Source organism: Aquisphaera insulae, from assembly GCF_011064615.1.
GTDB lineage: Bacteria > Planctomycetota > Planctomycetia > Isosphaerales > Isosphaeraceae > Aquisphaera > Aquisphaera insulae.
In genome coordinates this window covers 163112-175697 of sequence record NZ_JAALJH010000003.1, presented here as the reverse complement: position 1 = coordinate 175697, position 12586 = coordinate 163112, and the positions used below count along the sequence as shown (strand labels likewise).

Annotated in this window: 16 protein-coding genes; 9 read left to right on the top strand and 7 right to left on the bottom strand. The window is 67.8% G+C overall.

What is annotated here, in order from left to right; all coding sequences use genetic code 11:
• Positions 1–215: 215 nt before the first annotated feature.
• The 3 genes from G6O54_RS03035 to G6O54_RS03025 all read left to right on the top strand — a co-directional run bounded on the left by G6O54_RS03035 (position 216) and on the right by G6O54_RS03025 (position 2256).
• On the top strand, positions 216–722 hold the full coding sequence (locus G6O54_RS03035) for a helix-turn-helix domain-containing protein (protein ID WP_165220013.1): 507 nt from the start codon (positions 216–218) through the stop codon (positions 720–722).
• A gap of 38 nt (positions 723–760) precedes the next feature.
• A complete protein-coding gene (locus G6O54_RS03030; RefSeq protein ID WP_250846692.1) occupies positions 761–1243 on the top strand; it encodes a transposase in 483 nt (160 codons plus the stop codon).
• 533 nt (positions 1244–1776) lie between these two features.
• Entirely contained in the window at positions 1777–2256 is a 480-nt protein-coding gene (locus G6O54_RS03025; protein WP_165220011.1) for a hypothetical protein, read from the top strand.
• 26 nt (positions 2257–2282) lie between these two features.
• Here the strand turns inward: G6O54_RS03025 and G6O54_RS03020 are convergent, their stop codons facing one another.
• The 5 genes from G6O54_RS03020 to G6O54_RS03000 all read right to left on the bottom strand — a co-directional run bounded on the left by G6O54_RS03020 (position 2283) and on the right by G6O54_RS03000 (position 6080).
• Positions 2283–2705, bottom strand: coding sequence for a hypothetical protein (locus tag G6O54_RS03020; RefSeq protein ID WP_165220009.1), 423 nt, complete (start codon positions 2703–2705; stop codon positions 2283–2285).
• Between the two features lie 5 nt (positions 2706–2710).
• The gene (locus G6O54_RS03015; protein WP_165220007.1) at positions 2711–3229 is read right to left on the bottom strand and encodes a DinB family protein; all 519 of its coding nucleotides are present in this window, start codon (positions 3227–3229) and stop codon (positions 2711–2713) included.
• Between the two features lie 25 nt (positions 3230–3254).
• The gene (locus tag G6O54_RS03010) at positions 3255–4082 is read right to left on the bottom strand and encodes a class I SAM-dependent methyltransferase (RefSeq protein ID WP_165220005.1); all 828 of its coding nucleotides are present in this window, start codon (positions 4080–4082) and stop codon (positions 3255–3257) included.
• Positions 4083–4121: 39 nt separating this feature from the next.
• Positions 4122–5009: a glycosyltransferase family 2 protein gene (locus G6O54_RS03005; protein WP_165220003.1), complete on the bottom strand. Its 888-nt coding sequence runs from the start codon at positions 5007–5009 to the stop codon at positions 4122–4124.
• 327 nt (positions 5010–5336) lie between these two features.
• Positions 5337–6080 carry a hypothetical protein gene (locus tag G6O54_RS03000; RefSeq protein ID WP_165220001.1) on the bottom strand — a complete coding sequence of 248 codons (744 nt, stop codon included), beginning with the start codon at positions 6078–6080 and terminating at the stop codon, positions 5337–5339.
• A 507-nt stretch (positions 6081–6587) separates the two neighbouring features.
• On the opposite strand from G6O54_RS03000, the gene G6O54_RS02995 reads away from it, so the two are divergent.
• The 3 genes from G6O54_RS02995 to G6O54_RS02985 are packed head-to-tail and all read left to right on the top strand — an operon-like array spanning position 6588 to position 9021.
• Positions 6588–7205: a hypothetical protein gene (locus tag G6O54_RS02995; RefSeq protein WP_165220000.1), complete on the top strand. Its 618-nt coding sequence runs from the start codon at positions 6588–6590 to the stop codon at positions 7203–7205.
• Positions 7202–8674, top strand: coding sequence for a DCC1-like thiol-disulfide oxidoreductase family protein (locus G6O54_RS02990; RefSeq protein WP_250846691.1), 1473 nt, complete (start codon positions 7202–7204; stop codon positions 8672–8674). The genes G6O54_RS02995 and G6O54_RS02990 overlap by 4 nt, the downstream gene beginning before the upstream one ends.
• On the top strand, positions 8671–9021 hold the full coding sequence (locus G6O54_RS02985; RefSeq protein WP_165219998.1) for a hypothetical protein: 351 nt from the start codon (positions 8671–8673) through the stop codon (positions 9019–9021). Before G6O54_RS02990 ends, G6O54_RS02985 begins: the two co-directional genes overlap by 4 nt.
• A gap of 101 nt (positions 9022–9122) precedes the next feature.
• On the opposite strand, the gene G6O54_RS02980 is transcribed toward G6O54_RS02985, so the two are convergent.
• On the bottom strand, positions 9123–10712 hold the full coding sequence (locus G6O54_RS02980; RefSeq protein ID WP_165219997.1) for a M20/M25/M40 family metallo-hydrolase: 1590 nt from the start codon (positions 10710–10712) through the stop codon (positions 9123–9125).
• Positions 10713–10760: 48 nt separating this feature from the next.
• The gene (locus G6O54_RS38330; RefSeq protein ID WP_256368968.1) at positions 10761–10883 is read right to left on the bottom strand and encodes a hypothetical protein; all 123 of its coding nucleotides are present in this window, start codon (positions 10881–10883) and stop codon (positions 10761–10763) included.
• A 236-nt stretch (positions 10884–11119) separates the two neighbouring features.
• Here G6O54_RS38330 and G6O54_RS02975 point away from each other — a divergent pair, with 236 nt between their 5' ends.
• The 3 genes from G6O54_RS02975 (at position 11120) to G6O54_RS02965 (ending at position 12557) form a co-directional block, all read left to right on the top strand.
• Positions 11120–11362 (top strand): hypothetical protein, encoded by a 243-nt coding sequence (locus tag G6O54_RS02975; protein ID WP_165219996.1) that lies wholly within the window; start codon positions 11120–11122, stop codon positions 11360–11362.
• Between the two features lie 41 nt (positions 11363–11403).
• On the top strand, positions 11404–11751 hold the full coding sequence (locus G6O54_RS02970; RefSeq protein WP_165219995.1) for a hypothetical protein: 348 nt from the start codon (positions 11404–11406) through the stop codon (positions 11749–11751).
• 62 nt (positions 11752–11813) lie between these two features.
• Positions 11814–12557, top strand: a complete 744-nt coding sequence (locus G6O54_RS02965) for a hypothetical protein (RefSeq protein WP_165219994.1) — start codon at positions 11814–11816, stop codon at positions 12555–12557.
• Positions 12558–12586: the final 29 nt, after the last annotated feature.

Below are 12586 nucleotides of genomic sequence, written 5' to 3'. Positions count from 1 at the left end.
CAACCCGGACTCGTAAAGTGAGACTATCTTGGAGAAATTAGCTCTGTCCATCATTATCCTCCTCGAGTCAGATTCGTTACTTTTTTCGCTCCCCCCACATTGTAGGCGGACCAAGCACCCCACTGTCACGATTGATCCGTGCGTCGAGCTGAGATAATCGCTCTAAGCACCTGGCCAAGGTTTGTCTTCACCGGTGGTCGTCCGTATAATGATGTATGATCCTCGTACATCTCGACGAAGCCACTCGCGGCGAGCTCAAGTCGCTGCGCCGCACCGATCTGCCGCCCCGCGTCCGCGACCGCCTGGAGATGGTCCTGCTGTCCTCGGTCGCCTGGGCGCCGGCCCGGATCGCATCCCACACGGGTTACTGCACCGCGACCGTACGCGGCGTCCTGAAGGATTTCCAGGCCAGGGGAGTCCCCTCACTCCATCCCAAGCGGACCGGCCCGCCGCCGGACCACGGCCGCCGCGAGGCGGTCGAGGGCCTGCTCCGCGAATGCCTCGGCGAGGCCCGCACCTGGACCAGCCGCCAGCTCGCCGCGGCCCTCTCCGAGCGGGGCGTGGACTTGAGCCCGCGGCAGGTCCGTCGCTACCTCGGCGGCATGGGGGCCGGCTGGCGCCGCACGGCCGATTCGCTGCGGCACAAGCAGGACCCGGCGAAGGTCGCCCGGGCCCGGCACGTGCTCGACAACTTGAAAAAAAAGCGGCCGCCGGCCGCCTGAGGCTCTATTACCTCGACGAGTGCGGCTTCTCGCCGACATTGCCGAGCTCCTACTCCTGGTCCCTGCCCGGGGCCCGCAAGCTCGTGCCCCACGAGGCGCCTCAGGGCCGGCGTATCAACGCCCTGGCCGCCTATCGACTGTACGGGCCCCCGCGCCTGGAGGCGTTCACGGCCGGACGGACGTGGGACTCGTACGACCTGCTGGCATTCCTCCGCGCCCTGCCGCCGGCGCGGGTGCCTCGGGTAGTGGTCCTGGACAACGCTAGCTTCCACACCAGCGACGTGGTCCGGCGGGCACGGCCGTCCCTGGCCCGCTCGGGATTGTATCTCTACTATCTGCCGGCTTACGCCCCCGAGCTGAACCGGATCGAGGCGATCTTCCGACAGATCAAGCACCACGGGATGCCGGTGCGATCCTACGAGACGAAGGTGGAGTTGCAGAGGGCCGTCGAGGACGCCTTCAGCGACTACGCCGTGTCCCTCCATTCACGACGTCGAAGAAAACCGAGGCCGGCCGCTTAGGTACGCGGATTGTTCAAGGGGAGGATGTCTGGGTGCCTGGCCTTCGATGTCCCCTTCGATGTCTCCTGGCCTTCGATGTCTCTTCGATGACTTCGATGTCCGATGTCTTCCTGGCCTTCGATGTCTTCCCAGAGGTGGGGGTCAGTACAGGTCCCGGGGGGGCAAAATTAGTGTCGCCTGACATGCGGACTGGGAGCCGGCTTCCACAGGGTTTGCCTGTGGCATCAGCCTGGGGGATAGCCAAGGCTCACCCGGTCGCCGGACGGAGCCGGCTCCCACGGGGCTCGCTCGTCGCATCGGCCTGGGGTGGCCACGGCTGGCGCGGTCGCTCCTTGCCCGTGGTTGATCCGAACGTGAAGCGCTCTAGGTTGACGATGAGGGAGGACGGACATCCGGGCCGCTCTGCATTGTCGCGGAGCTGCCGCCTCATGTTCAACCCTGGGACGGGCTCTGATGACGGGGCGGGCCTCGGACAGTTATCATGGTGTGGGTCGAGCACGTGGCGCAGGTGGCCCGGCGCGGGGAGCCTTCTCATGGTGGATTCGGGGACCGAAAGCCCGCGGGCGGGAACGCGGGAAGCGACCGGCCGGAGCTGGCACGCGGAAGGGTTTCCCTGGATGTCCTCGGTGTTCTCCTGGCTGGCCGGGGCCGCATTCCTGGCGATCGTTCCGCCCCTGGTGTTGCCCTGGCTGGATCAGCTCGTCCCCGGATTCGCGATCGTCGGCCTGCCGGTCCCGCCCGGGTTGACGATCCCCGCGATCCTCCAGGCGCTCGCGGTGTCCGGCGTGTTCACGGTGCTCTCCCTGACGGCGACGATGGCCCAGTTCCGGCGGCGATGGTCCGACCGGGCCGTCGCCCTCATCGCCTACCCGGTCGCCTGGGTCGCCGTCCTGCCGTCGGCCCTGGTCGAGCTCGACCTCTGGATGGCGTGGTTCGCCATCGGGACGCTCGCGGCGTTCGCCTTCGGAATCCACTGGCGGATCTTCACCTGGACCCGCGAGGTGCTCGATTGACGGGGGGATCGGCGGGCCCTGACGTTTCAATTTAAGTTGACATTTTTGATCAGGCACTCTGACGAGAAAGCGCCCGCCTCGTGAGTGAAGACGCAGCACCATGTCAGGTCCTCGGACGTGAGGATCAACTCCCTGGCATTCGCGAGATCGCGATCGATTTGTCGGAGCCCTGCAGCCCGATAGACGGCTGCCCCGCAGCCGCCCAGATTGGCCAGCGATCTGATCCGCGTGCCACTGAGGATCACGACCGCGGCAGGCAGTCGAGATTCCACGTCCAGGATGGCCTTCTCGCCCCATAGTAATTGCGATCCCGCTTCCAGGCGGGGCAGGAACACGTCGGACCAGCGGCGGACGACGGCCTTGTATTCGCGATCATCGAGCGAGGTCCACTCGTTCGCATCCGCGTCCAGCCAGGCCTCGACGTCCGGGATCGATCTGAGGATTCCCACGCGATTCACCCCTCCGCGTCGGGCAGAACCTCGCGGCACCAGTAGATGAAGTCCGTGATCGCGGGCTTGCCGCCGGCGGCGCGGATCAGCATGGCGATCTGGCCGCGATGGTAGCAGGAGTGGCCGTACAACTGGTCGAGGACGTCACGGAGGCTGTTGCGGAACCGCTTGCCGTCCAGGCTCTGGTACTCGAACGTGCGATCGAGCGCCGGGTCGTCGAGGCCGGAGAGGTAGTCGCTCCAGAGGGCGTACACCGTCTCCCAGTTGGCCGCGACTTGAGGGAGCTCGGCGTCCTCCGGGAAGAACGAGGCGACGCTGAAGGGAGGGCTCGGGATCACGCCGAGACGAGGGAGCCACATGCCGCGGGCGATGACGACATGGGCCTGGATCGTCACGGCCCGCCGGTATTCGGCCGAGTCCCGTCGGTCGACCGGGACCGTCTCGAACGAGGCCAGGGTCGTGCGATGGACAGCATCCTCGTACTCGAGCCATCGGCAATAGCTCGCGATGATCGTGCCCGGCATGGTTTCGGATCCTCCGAGGGTAAGGTCATCGGCCCGGCGTCGCGATCGGCGCCCCGGCCTTCTGCGTGTTGTTGTTCGGGCTTGCGGTCCCCGGCTTGTCCTCGGGCTTCTCGAAGACGATGACGTGCTGCCAGGGGAGGAACTCGTGCGAGTCGACGAATCGGAAGCCCTGGGGCTCGACCTCGCGGCGGGCCTGCTTGAGGGTCATCTTGTGCTCGGGCTTGATGGGGACCTCCGGGTCCTCGCCTCGGAACTCGACCAGGACGAGTCGGCCGCCGGGTCGGAGGGCCTTGAAGAGTCCCTTCAGCAGGGTCTCCGGGTCGGTCGCCTCGTGGTAGACGTCCACCATCAGGATCAGGTCCACCTTGCCGTCGGGGAGCTTCGTGTTCCGCTGGGTGCAGAGCAGCGGCTTGATGTTGGCCAGCCCCGCCTGGCGGGCGTTCCGCTCGAGCATGGTGATCATCTCGGGCTGGACGTCGGTGGCCAGCACGGTCCCCTTCTCGCCCACGCGGCGTGCCAGGCGAATGCTGTGGTACCCGGCCCCGGCGCCGACGTCCGCCACCGTGTCGCCGGGCCGGATCTTGAGCGCATCGAGCATCGCCTCGGGCTGTTCCTCCTCCACGCGGGTCTCGCGGAAGAGCCAGTCCACGCCCTCCCACGACATGACGTCGGCGATCCGCCGGCCCTTGTAGAAGCCGGGGCGGTCGGCCCTGGCCCTGGCCGCAGGCTGGCCCGCGGGCCGCTCCTGGGCGGACGCCTCCCCTGCGATGGCGATCGCGGCGATCAGGCCCACCGTCGCGATCGCCCGGATGGGCCTGGAATCGCGGGCGCGATGTCGATCCGGTCGCCGCATGGCGTCCCCCTTTGGCGATGGTGGCCGCCGGCCGCCGGGTCAATCGGCGAGGGCGTAGCGGACGATGCAGTAGAGCGCCTGGAATCCGTCCTTGATGCCGATCTTCTTCCCTTCGCGGTAGGTCCGGCCGTGGTACGAGACCGGGATCTCGTAGATCCGGCAGAGCCGGGAATGGCCGGCCTCGTCCTTGATCTCGTGCCGGGCCACCTTGGCGGTGACCTCGGGCTCGAAGCCGAACCGGTCGCTCTTGAGCACGATCCCCTGGATGATCTCGCGGCGGAAGAGCTTGTAGCAGACTTCCATGTCGGTGAGATTCAGGTTCGTGAACATGTTCGAGAGCAAGGTGAGGCCGCGGTTGGCGACCGAGTGCCAGAAGTAGAGCACGCGGTGGGTCTCGCCGATGAACCGCGATCCGAAGACGACGTCGGCCTTGCCCTCGATGATGGGCTGGAGGAGCTCGGGATACTGCTCGGGCTCGTACTCGAGGTCGGCATCCTGGACGATGACGACGTCGCCGGTTGCGTGCTGGAACCCGGTCCGGAGCGCCGCGCCCTTGCCGCGATTCACCTCGTGACAGACGACGGTCAGGTCGCCGTCGGTCTCGGCCATCTCGCGGAGGATCTCGCGGGTGCCGTCCTTCGAGCAGTCGTCCACGACGATGATCTGCTTGGGGATGGGGACCGCCCGGACGCGGCGGAGGATCTCGTGGATCGTCTTCCGCTCGTTGTAGGCGGGGATGACGACGGAGAGGACGAAGCCCGCCGGGAGTCGATAGACGCCCAGCTTGCGGCAGTAGGCCTCGCCCAGGGTCTCGATGAGCCATTCCCGCCGTCGTTCGTCGCCCTCGACGTCGGGGATCGATGCGGGCGGGCTCCCCGGCCCGTCGGCGGGCAATGATGGCGTCTCGATCGAGGAAGTCTCGTGCATCGCCTGATCGGCCTCCGGTCCGGGCCGGCCCGGGGATCGCGTGCTTCCGCCCCGGCGTGGGGACGTCGCCCGGACCCGAGCCCATGTGCTCCCGCGCGACGGCCGCTCGATCAATCGCGGCGGCCGGTCGACAATTCAGGATAAGCAACCGGAGAAATCAGGGGAAGGCGATTGCCGCGCGCAACAAAAACCGCCCGGGGCAGGGCCCTGCCCCCAGCGGCTTTGGCGAGGGCGGGTTTGGGCCCGCCTCCGCTTTTCTCGGCCCCCGGCCGATCCCCGTTCGGATCGGCCGGGGGGAGCAAATCTCTGCCGAGCCCGCGACGAGGCTCAGACGGCCGGCTTGGGGGTACCGGGGACCGCGGGGGTGGTCGGGATTGACGGCACCGGCGGGGTGGGGACGCCGGGCGCGGGCGGGGTGGTCGCACCCGGGACCGGCGGGGCCGGCGGGGTGGTCGTACCGGGGAGCGGCGGGACCGGGGCCGAGGTCTCCTCGGGCTTGGCCGGCTTCGCGGTCGGCTTGTCCGCGGCCGGGGCGGCGGGGGCCGAGGCCGGTGCCGGGGTCGTCATGCCCTGGCCCGAGCTCATCGGCGTCTCATAGATCGGCATGCTCGAGCCGAAGACGGCCGGCGAGTAGTCGCCGTACACGCCCGCGTACGAGCCGCTGTAGCAGCCCGAATAGCAACTGTCGTAGCTGGCCGGGAAGCACGAGTCGCAGTCGCTGTAGGACTTGTGATGCCGGCCGAAGAGGCCGCATCCGCCACCGCCGCCATAGCTCTTCCGCCCGAAGCAGCTAAAGAGGCCGCCGAACAGCCCGCAGCGCTTCCGTCCGCTGTAGCAACTGTCGTAGCTGCCGCCGTAGCAGCTATCGTAGGCCTCGCCGTAGCAGCCGCTGTAGCAACTGCTGTAGCTGGCCGCGTAGCAGCCGCTGTAGCACGAAGGCTCGACCACGGTCGAGTAGTCCGAGCCGTAGCAGCCGCCGCTGTAGCACGACGGGGTAAATGTCACGTCACACGACTTGTGATGACAGCCCAGCCCGCTGAGCGCCATCAGCATCACGATCGTCCCTTGCATGTCTTTTCTCCGGGTGCGTGATCAACGGGTCGCGCAGCCGCACGACCAAACCGGCACCTGAACCCGTTGCGAATTCGGAAATGGCCGGCCAATACCGGGCATCGCTCGCCCCGCAGAGCTTGCGCACGCCCTCTGTCCCTGCGATCTGCCCTGGTCCGCAATCTTTGCTCAGAACGGTCAAATTCTAAGTCCGGACTCCCGGCCGTGCAACATGACTCGTCAGAATGGTGAGGAGACACAGGCTGGATAAAATGATTGTGCGGGTCATCTTGGTCGGACGACGCAGAGGCTGCGGGTTTCCTCGCCCGGATCGGCCGGCCGGGTTATGCTCGATGCGGTCTCCGGGCTAACGGCAGGGTGATTGAGGATCGCGAGGCGCCGATGGGATCGAGATCGCCGAGGAAACGAGGGCAGCCGCGGGCGGATGAGCTCGCGATCCCCGCGGTGGTGGAGCCTGGTCGGACGCCCGCCGCCGAATCGAGGGGGACGAGCCCGGAGGCAGGTCCCGTGGCCGGGGGTTCGGGCTCGGAAGCCGTCGTCTCCCCCACCTGGCCGAGGTGGGCGAAGGTCGTGGTGAGCCTGGCAATCCTCTACCACGTCGCCGCGGTGGTCGCCGGGGCCATCGGGGTGCCGCCCTCCTCACCCCTGGAGCGCCGGGTCGCGGACGCCTTCACGGCCTATCACGACCTGGTCGATCAGGGGTACGCGTATCGGTATTACGCGGAGCCGCCGCCGACGCCGGTCGCGACGGCGGTCGTCCGGTTCGACGACGGTCGACCGGACGTGACGGTCCGGCTTCCGGATCGGTCGCTGGGCGGCCCCAGGATGCGACACCAGCGGCAGCTCGCCCTGGCCAATGCGCTGTTCGCCGACGTCCAGGAGGCGAAGCGGGCGGGCCTGGAACCGAGCCGGAGCCGGATGGGCCGGGCCTATGCACGGCACCTCGGCGCCGCCTTCCCCGGGAGCCGGAGCGTGACCCTGCACGTCCAGCAGCATCTCATCCCGAGCCCGGACCACGTCCGGCGGGCGCTCGCCGCACCCGGGAACGCCGGCTTCGATCTCTTCGACGAGGACCTCTTCACGTCGCCCGAGTGGGTGGGAGACTACGAGTGCGATCGATCGTGAGCGAGCCGTTGGCGTACCTCCGCGAGCTGGTCCGGTCCGTCCGCCAAGGCTGGGACGCCTTCTTCTTCCGGCCGGCCGACCCGACGCCCCTGGGCCTGGTCCGGATCGTCACGGCGAGCCTGGCGCTCTGGAGCCTCTTCGTCCTGGGGCTGGACCTGCACGACCACTTCGGATCGAGCGGCTGGGCCGACCCCGCCCTGATCCGCCAGAACCAGCTCGAGCGGCAGCCGTGGGCCTGGTCGTTCTGGTTCCTGGTCCCGGATTCGCTGCTGCGGCCAGCCTGGCTCGGTTGCCTCGCGGTCTTCGGGCTCCTCGCCGCCGGCTTATTCAGCCGGATCGCCGCGGTCGTCGGCTGGATCATCTACGTCTCGACCGTGCGGCGGGTGCCGATCGCGCTCTTCGGCTTCGACCAGGTGATCTCCACCTTGCTCTTCTACCTGATGATCACCGGGGCCAGCGGGCAGGCCCTGTCCCTGGACCGATTTCTGAGGAGATGGCGAGACGCCCGGGGCGTGGCGGCGTCGCGGGCGTTCGTCGCGGGCGTCGGCCGGCTCGTCTCGCCGCGAATCCCGGCGGTGCCGGTGCCGACGGTCTCGGCCGGCCTGGCGCTCCGTCTGATCCAGCTCCACCTGGCGTTCATCTACCTGATGGCCGGGCTGGCGAAGCTCCAGGGGCCGTCGTGGTGGAACGGGACGGCGCTCTGGGGGACCATGATGGCCGGCGAGTTCGTCACCCGGGACTTCTCCGGCCTGGCCGAATGGCCGCTCCTCATCAACTTCCTGACGCACGCCAGCATCGCCTTCGAGATCCTCTACCCGGCGCTGATCTGGGTCGGCATCCTTCGGCCGCTCTTTCTCGCCGGGGCCGTGGCGCTCCACCTGGGAATCGGCTACGTCGCGCCGGGCCTGGCCGAGTTCGGGCTGGCGATGATCGGCGCCAATCTCGCGTTCGCCTCCGGGCCGTGGTTGAGGAGCCTGGTCGCCGGCCGGTCCGGGTCGCAGCCGGCGCTGCGGGTCCTCTTCGACGGCCAGTGCCCGCGGTGCCGGGCCACGATGGCCGCGCTGACCGCGGCGGATCCGGACCACGTCCTGGAGCCGATCGACCTCAACGCCGTCGAGCCGGCCTCGGTCCACCCGTCGCTGACGAAGGCGGCCTGCATGGCCTCGATGCACGCGGTCGCGGCCTCCGGGAAGGTGTACGGCGGATTCGACGCGATGCGGGCCATCGGGGGCCGACTGCCGCTGGCCTGGCCGCTCGCCGTGGCGGCCTGGATTCCGGGGGTCGCATGGATCGGTCGCAGGGTCTATAATCGGATCGCCGGCGCACGCACCCGGGACGTCCCCTGCACGGATGCCGCCTGTTCGCTCCCAGGGCAAGGACCGGCTTCGACGAGTCCTGATCGCGACCGAGATCCCCGGGAGCCTCCCCGCCCGGCTCCGATTCCCGCCCAGGAGATGCAGCCGCAATGAGTTCGAATTCTCAGGCCGAGGCCTCGCCCAAGAGGTCACTCGGCAGCCGGACCGGCACCGTGGAGGGCGTCTCACACCTGTATGTCTTTGAGCCCGGCTGGCGGACCAGCATCAAGCGCGGCAGCCACCGCGAGTTCTGCCATTCCCAGGCCCCGGGGCAGGATTTCTACCATCGCCTGCAGGACGGAGAGATCTACCTCCATCAGGGCGAGGAGAAGCTCTGCCTGAGCTGCGCCAGCCGTCGCGGAATCCTCTGCAATGAACCTCGCGGGCTGAGGAACCCGATCGACATCTCCCTGGCCGACTCCGCCGAGCTCCCCACCTTCCGACCCGACGATAACCTGTGAGGCCGGGAGGACGGACCACGGAGGCACGGAGAAGACTTCGGGACGGGCGGGCTATCATCCTTTAGAAGCCGGCGCCGTCCGGCGACCGGGTGAGCCGTGGCCTACCGGGCTTTTCCGTCCGGTTTGATCTTCGCCGGTGGCTGATCGGACGTCGCGAACGTCCAACCCAGGCGAAAGGCCGCGCGGGCGACGCGGGCGGACTTCTCGAAATCGGCCTTCTCGACGTCGTCGGTCGGCCGGTGATAGTCCTCGTGGATGCCGGCGAAGAAGAAGATCACCGGCACGCCCTTGTGGGCGAAGCTGGCGCTGTCGGTCCGGTGGAAATACTCGTCGGAGTCATAGACGACCTCGAGATCCTCCGCCTTGCAGGAGCGGACGGCCGCGGGGACGAGGGCGTTGTACTCGTCGTGGTCCGGCGACGGCGTCACGCCGATCTTGTGGGGATCGTTGCGGCTGACCATGTCCAGGTTGATGTCGGCGACGACCTTGTAGCCCTCCGGAAGCGTCATGTGCCCGGCGAACCACTGGCTGCCGAGGAGGCCCTTCTCCTCGCCGGAGACCCACAGGAACGCCACGCTCCGGGCCGCCCGGGGCGCCTGACCGAACGCCTCGGCAATCTCGAGCAGGGTGCTCGTGCCCGAGGCGTTGTCGTCGGAGCCGTTGAAGATCTCCCCCTTGTCGTTCACCCCCACGTGGTCGTAATGCGCGCTGAAGACGACGATTTCCTTCTTCTTCTCCGGATCCGAGCCGGGGAAGTAGCCGATCACGTTGCGATCGGATTTCGGCTCCTTGCGGGCGGCGAAGGTGAAGTGGGCACGGAGGTCGAGCACCGGAATGGGCTTGCTGTCGGCGGCCAGCGACAGACGGGCGGCCAGGACGTCTCGGACTGAATCCGCCAGGCCGATCGCCGGGATCTCGGCCGAGGAGGAGGCCAGTCCCATGACGGGCCGTTCGAAGCCCATGGCGCGGGCGTCCAGCGCCCGGGCGTCGGCCGGCCATCCGCGGCCGGGGGGTGGGATGATGAGGACGCCGATCGCCCCGTGTGCGCGAGCGGCGGCGAGCTTGGCAAACGGGTTGAAGGCCGGCCTCGGGCCCTGGGGCGCGGCCGTCGCGTCGGGCTGGCCATCGAACACGAGCACAAACTTGCCGCGGCTATCGATCCCCGCGTAATCGTCGACTTTCGGGTCGGACTGCGAGCGGCCGTATCCGGCGAAGACCACCGGGGCGTCGATCTCACCGGCCATCAGCCCGCGAGGGTAGAAGAAGAACTCGCTCCCGAGCTTGCAGGGGACGACCTGCCGGGCCCCGTTCGCCTCGAGGGTCAGGGTCAGCGAGGTCCCCTGCTCCAGCGCCGTGACGGACTCGAGGGGGATCGTCTGGAAGTAACTCGGCTTGCCGTTCTCCCGCTCGCCGAGCGGCTCGGCCCCGGCCGCGAACAGGTGTGAGGCGAGGTACTGCCCGGCCAGCTTCGATTCGGGAGAGGCCGTGTCCCTCCCCCGCATCAGGTCCGAGGCGAGGAACCTCAGGTGGCCGCCGATCTCCTTGCCGGTGATCGACTTCACCGCGGCGGGGACTTCCGACTCCTTCGGGCCTGGGCCGGGCTCCTGCCCCAGGACCGGCGACCCCGAGCCATGCCCCAGCAGGATCACCGCGCCGAAGGCGCACGCCGAAAGGCCCCTCAGTCTGCTCATCGAGGCTCCATCAAGGGTTCCGGGGGACGGAAGTCGGCCGTCTCGGCCTCAGCGCTGCGATTCGGAGCACTTCTTGCAGCGGAAGGCACGCTTGCGGACCTGGCCGCCACAGCGCGGGCAGCGATGGAACTTCGCCTGGCGGGACTTGTTCTTGCGGGGACGGAGAGCCACGAGACACCTCGGGGAGTTCAGTCGAAACCAATGAAGACACGGCCGGTGCACCTGGCCCGGCGACGAGACCCATGAGTTTAGCCGACCACGCGCCCCGCGGCCAGCCCAACGAACCGCCGAAATGGCTGCATGCCCCGATACCGAGATTCAGGCAGGTTGTTGACAAATGTCATACGAGTGATCATGCTGCCAGTGATCGGGCGGATGCGGAACTCGCACGCGGAGGAGCTTTCGCGATGATGACGCCGGCTGCGACCCAGGCCCCGGGACGAACCGCGAGACTGCTGGCCGTCCTCAGCATCGCCTGTTTCTGGCTCCTGCCGTTCTCTCCTCTGGTCGCGATCGGGGCGGTCTCGAAGACCCGAGCGACGTCGGGATGGCCGCGACGGCTCGCCCTGGCGGGGGCTTTTCTCTGCATCGCGTACACCATCCTCCTGGCGCTCCTGTTCCTCCGGGCGTTGATCGAGCTGCGCGGGTGAGCGATCGAGGTGAAGGACGATGTAACTGGAGGGGCCGTCTCATGCCGATCCCTTCGGATTGGCTCTGCATTGAGACCACGGTCGAAGCGGTTGAGGCGGAACTCGTGGATCTCGACGTCCCCGAGCTCTGGCTCCGCGCCTGGTGGTCCATGCTCGATCGCAGGATGCCCGGTGATGAGATCTGGCGTTACTTCGCCGTGGAGACGCTGATCGAGGCCGATCCACCACCCGAGGAGACGACTGGGCTCGATCAGGTTTTCGATTATGGATGGCCCTTGCGCTTCGAGTCCGTGGAAGAGTACGAGCCGGTCGGTGACCTTAGAGTCGGTTACGCCGTGGTTCGTGGCGGCCATGTCGTCGATTCGATCGAGGAGCCTCCGACTCTTTGAACGGGACCCACGAGAAAGTCGTTTCGAGCGACCGTGGCCGAGGCAACCGGCGTGGAGGCACGATGGATGGGGCTGGCCGGGGCCGGATCAAGCGGGCGTTCGTCGCAACCCTGGTGATCTGGCAGTTGCTGCTTTCCATCGCGCTTCAGCTCGCCGGGGCGAATGACCGCCTGGTGAGGGCGCTGGCCGGGATGCTCTGGGGTCTGGACATCTTCTGGATCGGCCTGGCGGGCCTGTTCAGTCTCTTCGGGCGGGACCGAGCCCGTTCGGTCGTCGGCCGCCTGCCGCTGCCGGATGGCCTGAAATTCGTCCTCCTCGCGACGGGGCTCGCGCTCCTGGAGGAGGTCGTCACGACGGCCATGACCAATTGTGCACCCTTGTTCGGGTGTCGGATCGGGGAGGTTTACATCACGGCCTCGGCCGATTACCTGGACGTCGTGGCCTTGCACAGCGTCGTGGTCTTCATCCCTCAGTTCGCGGCCTGGGCGTGGCTGCTCTCGCGGTACGCGTTCCGCCCGTTCCAGGTGTTCCTCCTGTTCGGGCTGACGGGGTTCCTCAACGAGGCGATGTTCTCCGGGTTGAATCCGCTGGCGTTGGCCCAGTGGCTCCTTGTCTATGGCCTGATGGTCTACCTGCCGGCCTGTGCTTACCCCGAGACGCCGGGCCGGCGCATCGTACGCTGGTGGCATTTCCCCGTGGCGGTCCTTCTTCCCATCCTCGCGGCGATCCCGATGGTGATCCTGCTCACCGTCGTCATCGCCCCCGGCCACCCGAGGCTCCATTTCCCGCCGATCGGGACGCGTTAGGCGATGTGTTCGCGATCTTGTTATCATGA

What these genes read in the sequence shown, in the direction of transcription:
- G6O54_RS03035 (WP_165220013.1), top strand. Translation starts at nt 216, where the DNA reads ATGATCCTCGTACATCTCGACGAAGCCACTCGCGGCGAGCTCAAGTCG.
- G6O54_RS02970 (WP_165219995.1), top strand. Translation starts at nt 11,404, where the DNA reads ATGCCGATCCCTTCGGATTGGCTCTGCATTGAGACCACGGTCGAAGCG.
- G6O54_RS03025 (WP_165220011.1), top strand. Translation starts at nt 1,777, where the DNA reads ATGGTGGATTCGGGGACCGAAAGCCCGCGGGCGGGAACGCGGGAAGCG.
- G6O54_RS02965 (WP_165219994.1), top strand. Translation starts at nt 11,814, where the DNA reads ATGGATGGGGCTGGCCGGGGCCGGATCAAGCGGGCGTTCGTCGCAACC.
- G6O54_RS03000 (WP_165220001.1), bottom strand. Translation starts at nt 6,080, where the DNA reads ATGCAAGGGACGATCGTGATGCTGATGGCGCTCAGCGGGCTGGGCTGT.
- G6O54_RS02980 (WP_165219997.1), bottom strand. Translation starts at nt 10,712, where the DNA reads ATGAGCAGACTGAGGGGCCTTTCGGCGTGCGCCTTCGGCGCGGTGATC.
- G6O54_RS03010 (WP_165220005.1), bottom strand. Translation starts at nt 4,082, where the DNA reads ATGCGGCGACCGGATCGACATCGCGCCCGCGATTCCAGGCCCATCCGG.
- G6O54_RS02985 (WP_165219998.1), top strand. Translation starts at nt 8,671, where the DNA reads ATGAGTTCGAATTCTCAGGCCGAGGCCTCGCCCAAGAGGTCACTCGGC.
- G6O54_RS03015 (WP_165220007.1), bottom strand. Translation starts at nt 3,229, where the DNA reads ATGCCGGGCACGATCATCGCGAGCTATTGCCGATGGCTCGAGTACGAG.
- G6O54_RS03005 (WP_165220003.1), bottom strand. Translation starts at nt 5,009, where the DNA reads ATGCACGAGACTTCCTCGATCGAGACGCCATCATTGCCCGCCGACGGG.
- G6O54_RS02975 (WP_165219996.1), top strand. Translation starts at nt 11,120, where the DNA reads ATGATGACGCCGGCTGCGACCCAGGCCCCGGGACGAACCGCGAGACTG.